The sequence below is a fragment of the Pseudomonas sp. R43(2017) genome (assembly GCF_002112345.1).
Taxonomy (GTDB): domain Bacteria; phylum Pseudomonadota; class Gammaproteobacteria; order Pseudomonadales; family Pseudomonadaceae; genus Aquipseudomonas; species Aquipseudomonas kribbensis.
In genome coordinates this window covers 61,516-75,942 of record NZ_NEHJ01000009.1, presented here as the reverse complement: position 1 = coordinate 75,942, position 14,427 = coordinate 61,516, and the positions used below count along the sequence as shown (strand labels likewise).

Genomic DNA, 14,427 nt, shown 5'->3' with positions numbered 1-14,427 from the left:
ATTACTGTGGGAGCGAGCTTGCTCGCGATAGCGTCGTGTCATTCAACAAATTAGTTGGTTGACTTGACGCCTTCGCGAGCAAGCTCGCTCCCACAAATTTTACTTCGCCTGACCTTCCTGCGTTTCGCTCTCGGGCGACTTGTCCTTCGTCAGCACCAGACTGAGCAACACCGACGCCAGAATCAGCCCGCCGACAATCGCCAGCGACCACTCCACCGGCATGTGAAACCACGGCATCGCCGTCATCTTCCCGCCGATGAACACCAGCACCAGCGCCAGTCCGTACTTGAGCAGATGAAAGCGATCGGCCATGTCCGCCAGCAGAAAGTACAACGCCCGCAGGCCCATGATCGCGAAGATGTTCGAGGTGAAAATGATGAACGGATCGGTCGTCACCGCGAAAATTGCCGGGATGCTGTCGACCGCGAACATCAGGTCGCTGGCCTCGATCAGCACCAGCACCAGAAACATCGGCGTGGCCCAGCGCACGCCGTTCTGCAGCACGAAAAAACGCTCGCCATGAAAGCCATTTGTGATCCGCAGATGCCCGCGCACCCAGCGCAGAAGCGGATTGTTATCGAGGTCCGGTTGCTGTTCGGCGAACACCAGCATTTTGATCCCGGTGATGATCAGGAACACGCCGAACACATACAGCAGCCAGGTGAACTGCGACACCAGCCACACGCCGGCAAAGATCATCGCCGCGCGCATCACGATCGCCCCGAGCACGCCGTAAAGCAGCACACGGCGCTGCAACTCCGGCGGCACGGCGAAGTAGCCGAAAATCATCACGAACACGAACATGTTGTCGATCGACAGCGACTGCTCGATCAGATAACCGGTGAGGAATTCCAGGGTCTTGCGCTGGGCGATCTCGGGGCCGAATTCACCGTTCAGATACCACCAGAGCAGCCCGGCGAAGGCCAGCGCGAGCATGCACCACGCTATCACCCAGGATGAGGCCTCGCGCACCGAGACCCGATGCGCCTTGCGCCCGCCGAAGACAAACAGGTCAACGGCCAGCATGGCGAGGACAAAAACGATGAAGGCGGCCCACATCCAGGGTTCGCCGATGTTGATGGGGTGCATGTCGTTCTCCCTGTCTTTATGTTTTTCGGGGTAGACGGGGCCATGCTAGTAGGAGAATTCCGACGAAGAAAAATCGTTTATTTCGTGGGTATTGTTCGTGAATAACGAAGTGTCGATCGCCACGTGCAGCGCACGGGTAATACTTCATCAACACTTCTTTGCTAACCTCGCTGTCGAGCCAGTCCACCACGCCAGGAGCGACGATCATCGACACGCCAGATCCTCAAGCCGTCTGCAGCCCGATCACCAGCGCTGCGATCTTCATCGTGGCGACCCTCAACGCCGAAGCCGAGGCGGCTGAAACAGTCCGTGGTTGGTGCGCCGATATCGCAGGCCTGACGCGTTCGGTCGGCAAGCGCGTGCCCTCGGGCAACCTGTCCTGCGTCTGCGGGTTTTCTTCCAGCGCCTGGGATCGTCTGTTCGGCAGTCCGCGACCGGCGTCGCTGCATGACTTTCGCGAATTCGGTGTAGAAGGGCGGCGCGCCGTTTCCACGCCTGGCGATTTGCTTTTGCACATCCGTGCCGATCAGATGGACCTGTGTTTCGAGCTGGCGACGCAGTTGATGTCGGCACTGGACGGTGCCGTGACGGTGACCGACGAAGTACAGGGTTTCCGCTATTTCGACATGCGCAGCATCATCGGTTTTGTCGACGGCACGGAGAATCCGGTCGGCCGCAAAGCCGAGCATTTCACCCTCGTAGGCGATGAAGATCAGACGTTCAGCGGCGGCAGTTATGTGTTGGTGCAGAAGTATCTGCACAACATGAAGGCGTGGAACGAATTGCCGGTTGAAGCGCAGGAACGGGTGATCGGGCGCACCAAGCTGTCCGATATCGAGCTGGACGACGCGGTCAAGCCGAGCAATTCCCACAGCGCGCTGACGACCATCACCAAGGACGGCGAGGAAGTGAAGATCCTGCGCGACAACATGCCGTTCGGTCGGCCCGGCGCAGGCGAGTTCGGCACTTATTTCATCGGTTACGCACGTTCGCCCGAGCCGCTGGAGCAGATGCTGGAAAACATGTTCGTCGGAAAGCCGCCCGGCAATTACGACCGATTGCTGGACTTCAGCACGGCAGTCACCGGCAGTCTGTTCTTTGTGCCTTCGGCGGATTTGCTGGAAGAGTTGGCAGAGCGATAAAAAAAACGGCGGGATCAATTGATCCCGCCGTTTTGCATTTACTTGCCTGCCGCCAGTGCCGGCGTACGCGGCGGCACCAGTCGTTTCGACCCGGTCGCTTCGAACGCCGCTGCCAGACGCAGCAACGTCGAATCGTCATAGGCGCGACCGGCAAACGTCAGCCCCACCGGCATACCGATGTCGGCCATCACGCCCATCGGCACGGTGACGGTCGGCACGCCGAGGTGGCGGATCGCGAGGTTGCCGTTGGCGACCCAGATGCCGTTGCTCCAGGCGATGTCCGCCGAGGCCGGGTTGACGTCGGCATCCGCCGGGCCCACGTCGGCGTTGGTCGGGAACAGCACGGCGTCGAGGCCGAGGCGATCCATCCAGTCTTCGAGGTCGAGCTTGCGGGTCTTCTCCAGACCGCGCAGACCGTCCGGCAGGGTCGGGATCTGATCCCACGGCGTGATACCGCGTTCGGCCATGCGCACGTACTCATCCATCCCGGCGGCGAGGTCGCCTTCACGGTTGGGCAGGGTGCCCGGGTCGTGCGGGAAGATTTTCGGCCCGTCGACGTTTGCCAGTTGATTGAGTTTCGGGTCGCCGTTGGCGCGCAGGAAGTCATCGAAGGCCCATGCCGACAGGTCCCACAATTCGTGGTGCATGAATTCTTTGGAAACGATGCCGCGATTAAATACGGTCGGCGCGCCCGGACGGTCGCCTTCGCAATTGGAGACCAGCGGGAAATCCACTTCGATGACTTCCGCGCCGGCGGCTTCGAGGGCCTGGCGGGCCTGTTTCCACAGGTCGATCACCGAGGCGCGGGTGTTGATGCGCTGCCCGGTCGGGCCGCCGATGCCCGGCTCGTCGCTGGTACCGGCCTCAGGGTCGGCGTTGATGTACATGCGCGGCACGCCCAGGCGTTTGCCAGCCAGAGCATCACTTTTCACCGCCAGATCAAGGTAGGAAGCAGGGCGCACCGAGGCGACGCTCGGGATCGGCACCCAGGGTTGCAGGCGCCACAGGTCGCCACGGGTGTCGGTGTCTTCGGCGACGACTACGTCGAGCACTTCCAGCAGATCGGCCATGGTCCGTGCGTATGGCACCACCACGTCCATGGTCGGCGTCAGCGGCCAGTTGCCGCGCACCGAGATCACCCCGCGCGACGGCGTGTAGGCGCACAGGCCGTTGTTCGACGCCGGGCCACGACCGCTCGACCAGGTCTCTTCCGCCAGACCGAATGCAGAGAAGCTGGCAGCAGTGGCGGTGCCGGCACCGTTCGACGAGCCGGAAGCAAACGGCGCAGTCAGATAAGCAGCGTTGTAAGGACTTTCAGCGCGGCCGTAGACGCCACGCTGCATCCCGCCATTGGCCATCGGCGGCATGTTGGTCTTGCCCAGGCAGATCGCGCCGCCGGCGCGCAGGCGCTCGATGGTGAACGCATCACGCTGGGCCACCAGATCGGCGAACGCCGGGCTGCCGGACGCAGCGGTCAGGCCTTTGACCAGATAGCTGTCCTTGGCGGTGTAGGGGATGCCGTCCAGCGGACCGAGGGTTTCGCCCTTGGCTCGGCGGGCATCGGACGCCTCGGCTTCCTTCAGGGCCTCGGGGTTGCGCACGATCACCGCGTTCAGGGCGGTGGCGGTTTGCGGGCCGTCATAGGCATCGATACGCGCCAGATAGGCCTGAACCAGTTCAACCGCGGTGGTCTGGCCGGATTCGAGCGCCGAGCGCAGTTGAGCAATGGAGACTTCAGTGACTTCGATCATGCTGTTACCGCCGACAGGTTCGCTAAAGGGTGGTTGATCATTGTTATCGTCGAAACGTGTCAATCATTCTTGATGGGCGAAACTCTACCCTGAAGTTTGTCGATTGGCATGTCCTAATTCGATAAATATCGACAAAAATCAGCGAAAAAATTCTCCGGGCGTCTCACCAAACTGCTGACGAAAGGCTGCGATGAACGCCGATGTCGAATCATAACCGCAGGCCAGAGCCACTTCGGTGACCCGTTCGCCACGCTCCAGCGGTGTCAGCGCGCCCAGCAAGCGCAAGCGCTGGCGCCATGCACGAAAGGTCAGGCCGGTATCGCGCAGAAACAGCCGACTCAGGGTTTTCTCGGTCACGCCGAACTTTTCGCTCCAGTGACTGAGTGTGGTCTGCTGTTCCGGATGTTGCTCGAGACTTTGGTAGATCTGTCGCAAACGGATGTCCTGAGGCAGTGGCAGCATCAGGTCGATTTGCGGGGCTTCGGCCAATTGATCGAGGATCACCTGTGCCAGGCGTCCATGAGGGCCGCTCTGGTCATACTCGACAGGAATCTGACTGAAGGCCCGGATCAGCTCCCGCAGAAGATCGCTGACGCCGAGCACATGACAACGTTCCAGCGCCCAACCCGCCACGCTGCAATCGATGTACAGGCTGCGCATTTCCGTGTGCGGCGAACTGAATACCCGATGGGGCACCCCCGCCGGAATCCAAACGGCCCGCTCTGGCGGCGCGACGAAACGACCGGCGGCGGTCTGCACTTCGAGCACGCCCTGGATTGCGTAAGACAATTGCACCCACGGATGACTGTGGCGACGGGTCAGAGCGCGATTGGGCAGCGATTCGGTGCGCCCGTACAACGGACGCGGCAGGCTCGGCAGCCCGGGAATGCTGCGTCTGACGCTCTTGTCGTGTCCTTTTGGCGGCATCTTGCGGCTCTTCGGCGTTAGTCGGTAATTTCCAGTCACGTTAGAGTCGCTTCCACGTACTGGCAACCCCCGGATGAACAAACCATGACGCGCCCAAGATTCTTGCCCGACAACTTCACCCTGACCCTGGTCGCCGTGGTGCTGCTCGCCAGCTTCCTGCCCGCCAGCGGCCAGGTCGCGGTCGGCTTCGGCTGGCTGACCAACATTGCGATTGCGCTGCTGTTTTTCCTGCACGGCGCCAAGCTTTCCCGCGAATCGATCATCGCCGGCGCCGGTCACTGGCGCCTGCATCTGCTGGTGTTCGGCCTGACGTTTGTCCTGTTCCCGCTGCTGGGGCTGGCGCTCAAACCGGTGTTGTCGCCGATGATCGGTGACAACCTGTACATGGGCATGCTTTACCTCTGCGCATTGCCGGCCACGGTGCAGTCGGCGATTGCCTTCACGTCGCTGGCCCGGGGCAATATTCCGGCGGCAATCTGCAGTGCGGCGGCGTCCAGCCTGTTTGGGATCTTTCTCACACCGTTGCTGGTGACGTTGTTGCTGAACGTGCATGGCGACGGCGGTTCGACCGTCGACGCGATCCTGAAAATCAGCGTGCAACTGCTGCTGCCGTTCATCGCCGGTCAGATCGCCCGTCGCTGGATCGGCGCCTGGGTCGGTCGCAACAAGAACTGGCTGAAATTCGTCGATCAGGGTTCGATTCTGCTGGTGGTCTACGGCGCGTTCAGTGAAGCCGTCAACGAAGGCATCTGGCACCAGATTCCGGTGATCGACCTGCTGGGGTTGGTGGTGGCCTGCTGCATCCTGTTGGGGCTGGTGCTGCTGGCGTCGACGCTGCTGGGCAAGTTGTTCGGCTTCAACCTGGAAGACCGCATCACCATCCTGTTCTGCGGCTCGAAAAAGAGCCTGGCCACCGGTGTGCCGATGGCGCAGGTGTTGTTTGCAGGTAGCACCATCGGTGTGCTGATTCTGCCGCTGATGCTGTTCCACCAGATCCAGTTGATGGTCTGCGCGGTGCTGGCGCAGCGTTATGCGAAACGCCAGGAGTCGGTGCAGGAACTGATGGCGCAGGTTGATCCTTGACAATCAGCGAACGGGCCATTGTGTTTGCAGATGCTCAAACAGATAGTCCGTAAATGCCTTGACCTTGGGGGTCATGGCGGCGCGCTCCTGCACGCAGGCGTAGATTTCGAGAGGGGCAGTGACGGCAAGGTTTGATCCGTCGCCGGGCTCAAGCAGCCGGACGAGTTCACCGCTTTCCAGGTAGGGTGCGGCAACGAATTCGGCCAGTCGCGCAATGCCCGCGCCATGAGCCGTCATCTGCGCCAGGGCATCGATGTCGTCGCTGATCGCGGTTGCATTGATCGGTGCTTCGAAGCGCTGACCGTCGCGGATGAACCACCAGCGCAGGAAGCGCCCGTCCAGCGGGTAACGGAACGCAAGGCAGGCGTGCTGCGGAAGATCTTCCGGGGTAGCCGGGTAACCGGCCCTTTGCAGATAACCGGGGCTGGCGCAAATCACGAATGGCACTGTCGCGACTTTGCGCGCGATGATGCCATCCTCCAGTTGCGGCTCGATGCGCAGGCTCAGGTCGATACCTTCATGCAGGTGATTGATCTTGCGGTCGGTGGTCGAGAGCTCGAGCGTCAGTTGCGGGTAGCGCTCGGCGAAACCGGCAATGACCGGCGCCAGTACGTGGCGTCCGAATCCGGCGGTGGAGGCGATGCTCAAGTGGCCTTGAAGTTGCGTCTGGGGGTGGCTGATGGCGCTCTGCGCGGACTCAAGATCGAGCGCGATACGTTTCACTTTCTCGAAGTAAACCGAGCCACTTTCGGTCAGCGCCATGCTGCGGGTGGTGCGTTGCAGCAGGCGTGTGTCGAGGTGAGCCTCCAGGCGGTTGAGCGTCTGGCTGACGGCGGCAGCGCTGACCCCGAGGACTTTTGCGGCGCCGACGATCGATCCCGCCTCAACGACTTTGATAAAGCAATCGATTGCACCCAGCAGATTCATGTGCGGATCCTGGTCACTGAATACTCATAAGATTTTGTTTATAAAGTCCTCACGATGATCCGTCTAGTTTCCGGATGGTCGGGTTGTTAGGGTGCTCGACGCCCGAGCATTTCAAACAACAAGGACCGACATGAATCAGAGACTCCCCTCAACCACTGCCGCACTCAGCCCGCGCAAGCTGTCTGCCCGTGCCACGCCATACGTGTTCGCGTTGTACATGGCGACCATCATGGCGTTCCTGATGTCACTGGTGATCACCGCAGCGAACTCCGGCATTGAGTCGGACTACCTTAGCAATGCACTGCACGCCTACAAACTGGCAATGCCCGTGGCGTTTTTGTGCATTCTGGTGGTCCGGCCAATCGTGGTGAAACTGGTGGCGCTGACGGTGCACCCGCACCGCTGACGCAGGAACAAGCTACATCGCCCCGGAATATTTCACCGCTGCCGCCGCCCTCGACGGCACATTCAATGCCCGCAACAACGACGACACATGAATCCGCACCGTGAACGGGGAAATATCCAGTTCACGGGCGATTTCCTTGTTGGTCTTGCCTTGGGCAATCAGTCGCAGCACATCCTGCTGACGCGGGGTGAGGGCGGCGCCGGTTTCCAGCGGAAGCAGGCCCGACGGGGCGAACTTCACCAGCACTTCGCCTTCGCGGATCGCCAGGATGGCCTCGCCGATCTCGTCGGGGGCGATGTTCTTGCCGATGAAACCGTCGATGCCCGCCGCCATGACTTCGCCGATCAGCGCCTCGTCATCGACCATCGACACCACGATCAGCGTGGTGCGCGGCAGGCGCCGGCGCAGTTCGCCGAGCTGGCTGACGCAAGTCAGGCCGGGGAAGCGCAGGTCGAGGATCAAGGTGTCGGGCTCATCGCCGGAAGGCAGCAGGGCGAGCACCGCCTCCAGATCGCCGGCTTCTTCGATCTGCGCCCCAGGCAACAGACGACTTACCGTGCGCAACATCGCTTCGCGAAACAGCGGATGATCGTCGGCTATGATGATTCGGCATGTCATGGCACAACCCTCCCTGGGTCGACATTTCTCACGGCATGCACCTTAGCACCGGGCGAAGGCGTTGCCTGTCGGTTCGTGCTGATTCTGACGATTGCCGCACAAGGACGTTCCCCAATGAAGTTCGAGAAAAACACCGAGCTCGACCAGGCCAATCTGCGCATCATCATCGCCAGTATCGCGCTGGTTTACATGGCGGTACTCGGTTTCCTGCCGGGCCAGCGCTTCGATACCTATCTGCCGGTGGTCACTTACATTGCCCTGTTTCTGCTGGCCTCCGTCGGGCTGCGTCAGGCCATCGTGCGTTGGCCGGGGCATTATCCGGCGCGGCGGATTTTCGGCATGGTCCATGATTACACCGGCACCAGTTTCGGGCTGGTGGTCGGTGGCGAGGCGGCGCTGCCCATTTATGCCGTCATGGTCTGGGTCAACCTCGGTAACGGCATGCGCTATGGCTCGCGCTATCTGGCGATTGCCACGGTATTGGCTTTACTGGCGCTGCTGGCGGTCTATCGGTTGACGCCGTACTGGCAGGCGCAACCTTTCATGGTGCTGATGCTGATGATCACCAGCACGGTGATTCCGGTGTATGCGCACTTGCTGCTGGAGCGTACGCGCAAGGCTTCCGAAGAGGCGGTTGCGGCGAATCTGGAGAAATCGCGGTTCCTGGCCCAGGCCAGTCATGACCTGCGCCAGCCGATCCACTCCATCGGCCTGTTTACCGCATGTCTTCGCGAGTCGAGACTGGGCGAGGATGAGCGGCGGCTGGTGGACAACATCGACCGTTCGCTGCTCAACGTGTCGCAGCTTTTCCGCTCGATCCTCGATCTGTACACCCTCGATAACGGCCGGGTTCAACCCCGGATGCAAACGCTGGAACTGGGGCAGTGGCTGACGGAACTGATTCGCCAGAATGCCGAGGCTGCACGTTGGGCGGGTGTGGAATTACGTCTGCACCGTTGCGAGCATTGGGTGCGCACGGATCCGGCCTTGCTGGCGACCATGGTGCAGAACGTGCTGTCCAACTGCTTCAAATATGGCGCGCAGCGGCCGGTGCTGGTGGGCGTGCGCAGAAAGGGCGCGGGTTTGGCCATCGTGGTGTATGACCGTGGCAGCGGCATTGCCGAGGAGCATCTGTCCAGGGTTTTCGAGGAGTTTTATCGGGTCCGTCAATTGCGTGACAAGGACGTTGAAGGCGTGGGGCTGGGCCTGTCGATCGTCAAGCGGCTGGGGCAGATGATCGGTGTCGATGTGCTGATTCGCTCGCGGCTGGGGCACGGCACGGCTGTGACGCTGCAGGGCTTGTCACGGGCGGCGCCGCAGTTGCCGGTCAACCGGGAGGAGGCTCGTCAGGTCGGATTGCTGACGGGGTTGAAGGTGTGTCTGGTGGAGGATGACCATAACGTTCTGCTGGCGACATCGGCGTTGCTCGAGCGCTGGGGCTGTGTCGTGCAGGCCGAACTGACGGGGCAGGGGCTGGTCACCGATTGCGACATCATCGTCGCCGACTATGACCTCGGCTCTCACAGTACCGGTATCGAGTGCATCGACGAGGTGCGCCGGCAGCGGGGCTGGGCGGTGCCGGCGATGATCATCACCGGGCATGACATCGAAAAAATCCAGGCGGCCCTACATGACCGCCAGATCGCCATTCTGTCCAAACCGGTACGCCCGGCCGAGCTGCGCGCGACCTTGCGTGCGCTGCGCGACCGGCAGACCGAAGCGGTCAGCGCTTACACAGATAGTCCTGCGTAATGGTGGTTTGCAGGCAGTTGTACTGGCCCATGGTGCGGCAAATGTTTTTCTCCGAGCCGGACACTTCGGCGCTCTTGTAGCCCCAGACCTTGCAGCGTCCTTCAGCCGTGGCCAATCCCTGGGCGGCAGAGGTTTGCCCGCTTTCGAACTGGCCCAGTTCATAGGAGACCTGGACGACGCCATCGGTTTTGCTGCCGCCGGTGGCTTCCCATTGTTTCGGTGTGGCGCAGCCGGTAAGAACGACGGCGGCGAGGCTGAGGGTGGCGATGAGTGTTTTCATGATCGAACGGAATCCTTTACCGGATGAGAAGGCGGTGTAACGGTTTACTGGACCGGAATCGGCGACGCGCCTTTGGGCAGGCAGGACAGCGGAGGCGTCATGATGCCCATGCTGGCGACCGCGATGATTGCGCCACTGGGCAGTTCGCAGTTGTATTCGCCGGCGGCGGTGTAGGCGGTGTAGTAGGTCAGGGTGCTGTCGTTGCGGATGTTGCCGATTTTGGAGACGGGCTTGCCGATGACGGTCTGGGCCCGTTCGCGCATGCTGTCTTCGGTGGGCTTGGCGGTCTGGCAACCGGTGGCGCCGATAAGCAGGGCACCGAGCACCGTGATTCTGGCGACGTTGAGGTACAGGTTCATGGTGTTGCTTCCTTGGTGTTGTTGTTTTTCCAGGCACAACGATCCCGCGCACTGCGCAGCGGCAATGTTGGGGAGTGGCGGGGGTTGCGAGGGAATATAACGCCAGGGAACGGGGTGGTCGATTAGCACAAATGTGCTAGTGCGGCGCAACCGGCAGGCCGCCGGTCGCGCCGAACAGCATTACTGAGGACTGTTGAACTGGTCTGAATAGCTGCCGGTCATGAGGGCGGACGCGACCTGATCGGAGCCCACACCACGGCGAGAGTAGGCGAGCCTTCTGGCGTCCACCTTGTCTGCGCCATCGGATGCGACTGCGCCAGCGCCCACGTGATCGGCACCATCGGAAGCGACTGCGCCAGCGCCCACATGATCTGCGCCATCGGAAGCGACTGCTCCAGCACCCACGTGATCGGCCCCATCGGAAGCGACGGCACCAGCGCCCACATGATCGGCGCCATCGGAGGCGACTGCGCCAGCGCCAACGTGATCGGCGCCATCGGAAGCGACTGCGCCAGCGCCAACGTGATCGGCGCCATCGGAAGCGACTGCCCCGGCGCCCACGTGATCGGCGCCATCGGATGCGACTGCACCAGCACCTACATGATCGGCCCCATCGGAAGCGACTGCGCCAGCGCCCACGTGATCGGCCCCATCTGAAGCGACTGCTCCAGCGCCCACGTGATCAGCACCATCGGATGCGACTGCGCCAGCGCCCACGTGATCGGCGCCATCAGAGGCAACCCCTCCAGCACCCACGTGATCAGCACCATCGGAAGCGACTGCGCCAGCGCCCACATGATCGGCACCGTCGGAGGCGACGGCCTTGGCGCCAACGTGATCCGAACCATCCGAGGCAACCGACCCCGCACCCACATGATCGGCCCCGTCAGACGCCGCAGCCTGCGCCTGCGCCGCCCAGACTTCGGGCATCACAACCACCGTTGCAGCGACCGCCAGGACCATGCCTGACCAAAGCTTGTGTTTCATGATTTTCTCCACGACCCATCAGCCACCCAGCATCCGAGCATTCCCCGTCGGTTGACGGTGTGGCTCGTTGGCCCCGGGGTTAACCAGATTGGCGATTGGCACGGGCGCGCCGCGAGGCGCACGGGTGTCGACGTTTTGCATGAAACCTGAACAGCGAACTGAAAAAGTATAGTTCGCCCCGATCGGGTGGCAGGTCCGGGGAGCGCGAAGGCGATAGTCGGTTAACTTCCTTGCAGGCAAGCGCTAGAAGAAAATCAATCTAAAAGCCGCGTAGCGCAAAGCAACGTGTTTGCTAGGCTCAAGAATGTAGGCGAAGACGCAGACTGATGCGCAAGCGGATAGCGAGGAAGCGTTGGGCGCGTTCCGAAGGGTACACGGTTAGAAAGAACCCCGCGCTGGGTTCCAGCCCTTATGCCGTGTGAAGCAGCAGAGCACATTGCCTGTACTGTGGGAGTCCTGAGAAACCTCGTAAGCCAGAGACCAGCACTGGCCGCCTACTCGAACACCAAAGCCCGCTTCGTGCGGGCTTTGACGTTTCTGCGGGTTAGATGCTGGCCAGGGCCTGCGCCAGATCCGCACGCAGGTCCTCGATATCCTCGACGCCCACCGACAGGCGCACCAGGCTGTCACCGATGCCGAGCTTGGCGCGGGTTTCGGCCGGGATGGTGGCGTGGGTCATGATCGCCGGGTGCTCGATCAGGCTTTCCACGCCGCCGAGGCTTTCGGCCAGGGCGAAGATCTGCACGTTTTCCAGGAAGCGCCGGGCGCCTGCCAGATCACTGTTCAGATCCAGGGAAATCATCCCGCCGAAACCGCGCATCTGACGCTTGGCCAGTTCATGCTGCGGATGGGATTCCAGGCCCGGGTAGTAGACGCGTTTGACCTGCGGCTGTTGCTCCAGCCAGCGCGCCAGCTCCAGCGCGTTGCTGCAATGACGCTCCATACGCAGCGCCAGGGTTTTCACACCGCGCAGGGTGAGGAACGCGTCGAACGGGCCGGAGATTGCACCGACGGCGTTCTGCAGGAAGCCCAGACGCTCGGCCAGCGCTGGATTGTCACCGACGACCGCGATCCCGCCGATCACGTCGGAGTGACCGTTCAGGTACTTGGTGGTCGAGTGCAGCACGATGTCGAATCCCAGTTCCAGCGGACGCTGGATCCATGGGCTGGCGAAAGTGTTGTCGGCCACGCAGATGATCCCGCGGGCCTTGCAGATGCGCGCGATGGCGGCGAGGTCGGACAGGCTCAGCAGCGGGTTGGTCGGGGTTTCCACCATGACCATGCGCGTGTCGTCCTGCAGCGAAGCCTCGAACGCCGACAGGTCGGCCAGATCGACGTAGCTGAAGCGGTGACCGGCGCTGCGCTGGCGCACCTTGTCGAACAGACGGAAAGTCCCGCCGTACAGATCATTGCCGGACACGATGTGCGAGCCGGCGTCGATCAGTTCGAGCACCGTGGAAATCGTCGCCAGCCCGGAAGCGAAGGCGAAGGCCTGGGTGCCGCCCTCCAGATCCGCCACGCAACGCTCCAGCGCAAAACGCGTCGGGTTGTGCGAGCGTCCGTAGTCGAACCCCTTGTGCACGCCGGGGCTGTCTTGCAGATAGGTGGAGTTGGCGTAGATCGGCGGCATCAGCGCGCCGGTGGTCGGGTCCGGCGTCTGCCCGGCGTGGATCACGCGGGTGGCGAAACCCTGCGGGCGGGCGTTCTTGTCGTGCTGACTCATGCAAGGGATCTCCGTAGTTGGTTGAGCATGTCGACGCGGGTGATCAGGCCGTGGAAGCCCGAGGCGTCGGCAATGATCGCCACCAGGCCGCTGCTGAGCACGGCTTCCAGTTCAGCCAGGGTCGCGGCGGGGGCGAGGGTTTGCAGTTTGTCCGTCATCGCGCTGGCGACGGGTTTGCTGAAGAGCGTGGCATCTTCGTGTACGCGCACCAGGATGTCCGATTCATCGATCACGCCGACCAGTTGTTTGCCTTCCACCAGTACCGGCAGTTGCGAAACATCCGCCAGGCGCATGCGCTGGAACGCGGTCATCAGGGTGTCGTCCGGGCCGACGCTGACCACTTTGCCGTCTTCGAAGCGGCGGGCAATCAGGTCGCGCAGATCGCCGTAGCGTTTGCGCTGCAACAGGCCCTGATCGGTCATCCACTGGTCGTTGTAGACCTTCGACAGATAGCGGGTGCCGGTGTCGCAGACGAAGCTGACCACGCGTTTTGGCACGGTCTGCTCACGGCAGTAACGCAGCGCGGCGGCGAGCAGGGTGCCGGTGGACGAACCACCGAGAATGCCTTCCGAACGCAGCAACTGGCGGGCGTGATCGAAGCTTTCTTCGTCGCTGATCGAGTAGGCGCTGCGTACGCTCGACAGGTCGGTGATCGACGGAATGAAGTCTTCGCCGATGCCTTCCACCGCCCACGAACCGGCAGTGCCGAGGTGCTTGCTGCGGCTGTATTCAGCCATGACCGAACCGACCGGGTCGGCCAGGACCATCTCGAGGTCCGGTTGTACGCGCTTGAAGAAACGGGTCAGGCCGGTCAGCGTACCGGCGGAACCGACGCCGACCACGATGGCATCCAGATCATGCTCGGTCTGCGCCCAGATTTCCGGCGCGGTGCTGCATTCGTGGGCCAGCGGGTTGGCAGGGTTGTTGAACTGGTCGGCGAAGAAGGCGCCGGGAATGTCTTTCGCCAGACGGGCGGCGACGTCCTGATAGTACTCGGGGTGACCCTTGCCGACATCGGAGCGGGTGATGTGCACTTCGGCGCCCATGGCCTTGAGGTGCAGGACTTTTTCCGTGGACATCTTGTCCGGCACAACCAGCACGACGCGGTAGCCCTTGGCGCGTCCCACCAGCGCCAGGCCCAGGCCGGTGTTGCCGGCAGTCGCTTCAACGATGGTGCCGCCGGGTTGCAGGCGACCGTCGCGCTCGGCGGCGTCAATCATCGCCAGGCCGATACGATCCTTGATCGAGCCGCCGGGGTTCTGGGATTCGAGCTTGAGAAACAGGGTGCACAGACCGGTATCGAAGCGGGTGACTTGTACCAGCGGAGTATTGCCGATCAGCCCAAGTACGGCAGGGCGTGATTCCTTTGACATTTCTTCACCT

At 62.1% G+C, this 14,427-nt stretch carries 15 protein-coding genes and 1 pseudogene; 4 read left to right on the top strand and 12 right to left on the bottom strand.

What is annotated here, in order from left to right; all coding sequences use genetic code 11:
- Nucleotides 1–4: 4 nt before the first annotated feature.
- Together CAG02_RS30095 and CAG02_RS23735 are read right to left on the bottom strand one after the other, a co-directional pair.
- A pseudogene (locus tag CAG02_RS30095) lies at nt 5–94 on the bottom strand (metal ABC transporter ATP-binding protein); the annotation flags it as partial.
- Between the two features lie 5 nt (nt 95–99).
- On the bottom strand, nt 100–1,089 hold the full coding sequence (locus tag CAG02_RS23735; RefSeq protein ID WP_085711356.1) for a TerC family protein: 990 nt from the start codon (nt 1,087–1,089) through the stop codon (nt 100–102).
- Between the two features lie 158 nt (nt 1,090–1,247).
- On the opposite strand from CAG02_RS23735, the gene CAG02_RS23730 reads away from it, so the two are divergent.
- The gene (locus CAG02_RS23730) at nt 1,248–2,231 is read left to right on the top strand and encodes a Dyp-type peroxidase (protein WP_371856513.1); all 984 of its coding nucleotides are present in this window, start codon (nt 1,248–1,250) and stop codon (nt 2,229–2,231) included.
- A 38-nt stretch (nt 2,232–2,269) separates the two neighbouring features.
- Here CAG02_RS23730 and CAG02_RS23725 read toward each other — a convergent pair whose 3' ends face one another.
- A complete protein-coding gene (locus CAG02_RS23725) occupies nt 2,270–3,982 on the bottom strand; it encodes an amidase (RefSeq protein WP_085711355.1) in 1,713 nt (570 codons plus the stop codon).
- Between the two features lie 138 nt (nt 3,983–4,120).
- Entirely contained in the window at nt 4,121–4,909 is a 789-nt protein-coding gene (locus CAG02_RS23720; RefSeq protein WP_085711354.1) for a helix-turn-helix domain-containing protein, read from the bottom strand.
- A gap of 84 nt (nt 4,910–4,993) precedes the next feature.
- On the opposite strand from CAG02_RS23720, the gene CAG02_RS23715 reads away from it, so the two are divergent.
- The gene (locus CAG02_RS23715) at nt 4,994–5,992 is read left to right on the top strand and encodes a bile acid:sodium symporter family protein (protein ID WP_085711353.1); all 999 of its coding nucleotides are present in this window, start codon (nt 4,994–4,996) and stop codon (nt 5,990–5,992) included.
- A gap of 3 nt (nt 5,993–5,995) precedes the next feature.
- Here CAG02_RS23715 and CAG02_RS23710 read toward each other — a convergent pair whose 3' ends face one another.
- Nucleotides 5,996–6,919, bottom strand: coding sequence for a LysR family transcriptional regulator (locus CAG02_RS23710; protein WP_085711352.1), 924 nt, complete (start codon nt 6,917–6,919; stop codon nt 5,996–5,998).
- Between the two features lie 130 nt (nt 6,920–7,049).
- Between CAG02_RS23710 and CAG02_RS23705 the strand changes: the two genes are divergently transcribed.
- On the top strand, nt 7,050–7,325 hold the full coding sequence (locus CAG02_RS23705) for a DUF2798 domain-containing protein (protein WP_085711351.1): 276 nt from the start codon (nt 7,050–7,052) through the stop codon (nt 7,323–7,325).
- A gap of 12 nt (nt 7,326–7,337) precedes the next feature.
- Here the strand turns inward: CAG02_RS23705 and CAG02_RS23700 are convergent, their stop codons facing one another.
- A complete protein-coding gene (locus CAG02_RS23700; protein WP_085711350.1) occupies nt 7,338–7,943 on the bottom strand; it encodes a response regulator transcription factor in 606 nt (201 codons plus the stop codon).
- Between the two features lie 114 nt (nt 7,944–8,057).
- Between CAG02_RS23700 and CAG02_RS23695 the strand changes: the two genes are divergently transcribed.
- Nucleotides 8,058–9,695, top strand: coding sequence for a hybrid sensor histidine kinase/response regulator (locus tag CAG02_RS23695; protein WP_085711349.1), 1,638 nt, complete (start codon nt 8,058–8,060; stop codon nt 9,693–9,695).
- On the opposite strand, the gene yecR is transcribed toward CAG02_RS23695, so the two are convergent.
- The 6 genes from yecR to CAG02_RS23670 form a co-directional block, all read right to left on the bottom strand.
- Nucleotides 9,667–9,975 (bottom strand): YecR family lipoprotein, encoded by a 309-nt coding sequence (gene yecR / locus CAG02_RS23690; RefSeq protein WP_007950440.1) that lies wholly within the window; start codon nt 9,973–9,975, stop codon nt 9,667–9,669. The genes CAG02_RS23695 and yecR overlap by 29 nt on opposite strands.
- A 44-nt stretch (nt 9,976–10,019) precedes the next feature.
- A complete protein-coding gene (locus CAG02_RS23685) occupies nt 10,020–10,334 on the bottom strand; it encodes a hypothetical protein (RefSeq protein WP_085711348.1) in 315 nt (104 codons plus the stop codon).
- Nucleotides 10,335–10,552: 218 nt separating this feature from the next.
- Nucleotides 10,553–10,930 carry a hypothetical protein gene (locus CAG02_RS29855; protein ID WP_170931640.1) on the bottom strand — a complete coding sequence of 126 codons (378 nt, stop codon included), beginning with the start codon at nt 10,928–10,930 and terminating at the stop codon, nt 10,553–10,555.
- On the bottom strand, nt 10,931–11,131 hold the full coding sequence (locus CAG02_RS29850) for a hypothetical protein (protein ID WP_170931639.1): 201 nt from the start codon (nt 11,129–11,131) through the stop codon (nt 10,931–10,933).
- A 734-nt stretch (nt 11,132–11,865) separates the two neighbouring features.
- Entirely contained in the window at nt 11,866–13,044 is a 1,179-nt protein-coding gene (locus tag CAG02_RS23675; RefSeq protein WP_085711347.1) for a cystathionine gamma-synthase, read from the bottom strand.
- Nucleotides 13,041–14,417: a pyridoxal-phosphate dependent enzyme gene (locus CAG02_RS23670; protein ID WP_085711346.1), complete on the bottom strand. Its 1,377-nt coding sequence runs from the start codon at nt 14,415–14,417 to the stop codon at nt 13,041–13,043. The genes CAG02_RS23675 and CAG02_RS23670 overlap by 4 nt, the downstream gene beginning before the upstream one ends.
- Between the last annotated feature and the right edge of the window lie 10 nt (nt 14,418–14,427).

Excerpts from the sequence above, each read along its gene's own strand:
- CAG02_RS23735 (WP_085711356.1), bottom strand. The coding sequence starts at position 1,089 with ATGCACCCCATCAACATCGGCGAACCCTGGATGTGGGCCGCCTTCATC.
- CAG02_RS23725 (WP_085711355.1), bottom strand. The coding sequence starts at position 3,982 with ATGATCGAAGTCACTGAAGTCTCCATTGCTCAACTGCGCTCGGCGCTC.
- CAG02_RS23720 (WP_085711354.1), bottom strand. The coding sequence starts at position 4,909 with ATGCCGCCAAAAGGACACGACAAGAGCGTCAGACGCAGCATTCCCGGG.
- CAG02_RS23715 (WP_085711353.1), top strand. The coding sequence starts at position 4,994 with ATGACGCGCCCAAGATTCTTGCCCGACAACTTCACCCTGACCCTGGTC.
- CAG02_RS23710 (WP_085711352.1), bottom strand. The coding sequence starts at position 6,919 with ATGAATCTGCTGGGTGCAATCGATTGCTTTATCAAAGTCGTTGAGGCG.
- CAG02_RS23705 (WP_085711351.1), top strand. The coding sequence starts at position 7,050 with ATGAATCAGAGACTCCCCTCAACCACTGCCGCACTCAGCCCGCGCAAG.
- CAG02_RS23700 (WP_085711350.1), bottom strand. The coding sequence starts at position 7,943 with ATGACATGCCGAATCATCATAGCCGACGATCATCCGCTGTTTCGCGAA.
- CAG02_RS23695 (WP_085711349.1), top strand. The coding sequence starts at position 8,058 with ATGAAGTTCGAGAAAAACACCGAGCTCGACCAGGCCAATCTGCGCATC.
- yecR (WP_007950440.1), bottom strand. The coding sequence starts at position 9,975 with ATGAAAACACTCATCGCCACCCTCAGCCTCGCCGCCGTCGTTCTTACC.
- CAG02_RS23685 (WP_085711348.1), bottom strand. The coding sequence starts at position 10,334 with ATGAACCTGTACCTCAACGTCGCCAGAATCACGGTGCTCGGTGCCCTG.
- CAG02_RS29850 (WP_170931639.1), bottom strand. The coding sequence starts at position 11,131 with ATGTGGGCGCTGGCGCAGTCGCTTCCGATGGTGCTGATCACGTGGGTG.
- CAG02_RS23675 (WP_085711347.1), bottom strand. The coding sequence starts at position 13,044 with ATGAGTCAGCACGACAAGAACGCCCGCCCGCAGGGTTTCGCCACCCGC.
- CAG02_RS23670 (WP_085711346.1), bottom strand. The coding sequence starts at position 14,417 with ATGTCAAAGGAATCACGCCCTGCCGTACTTGGGCTGATCGGCAATACT.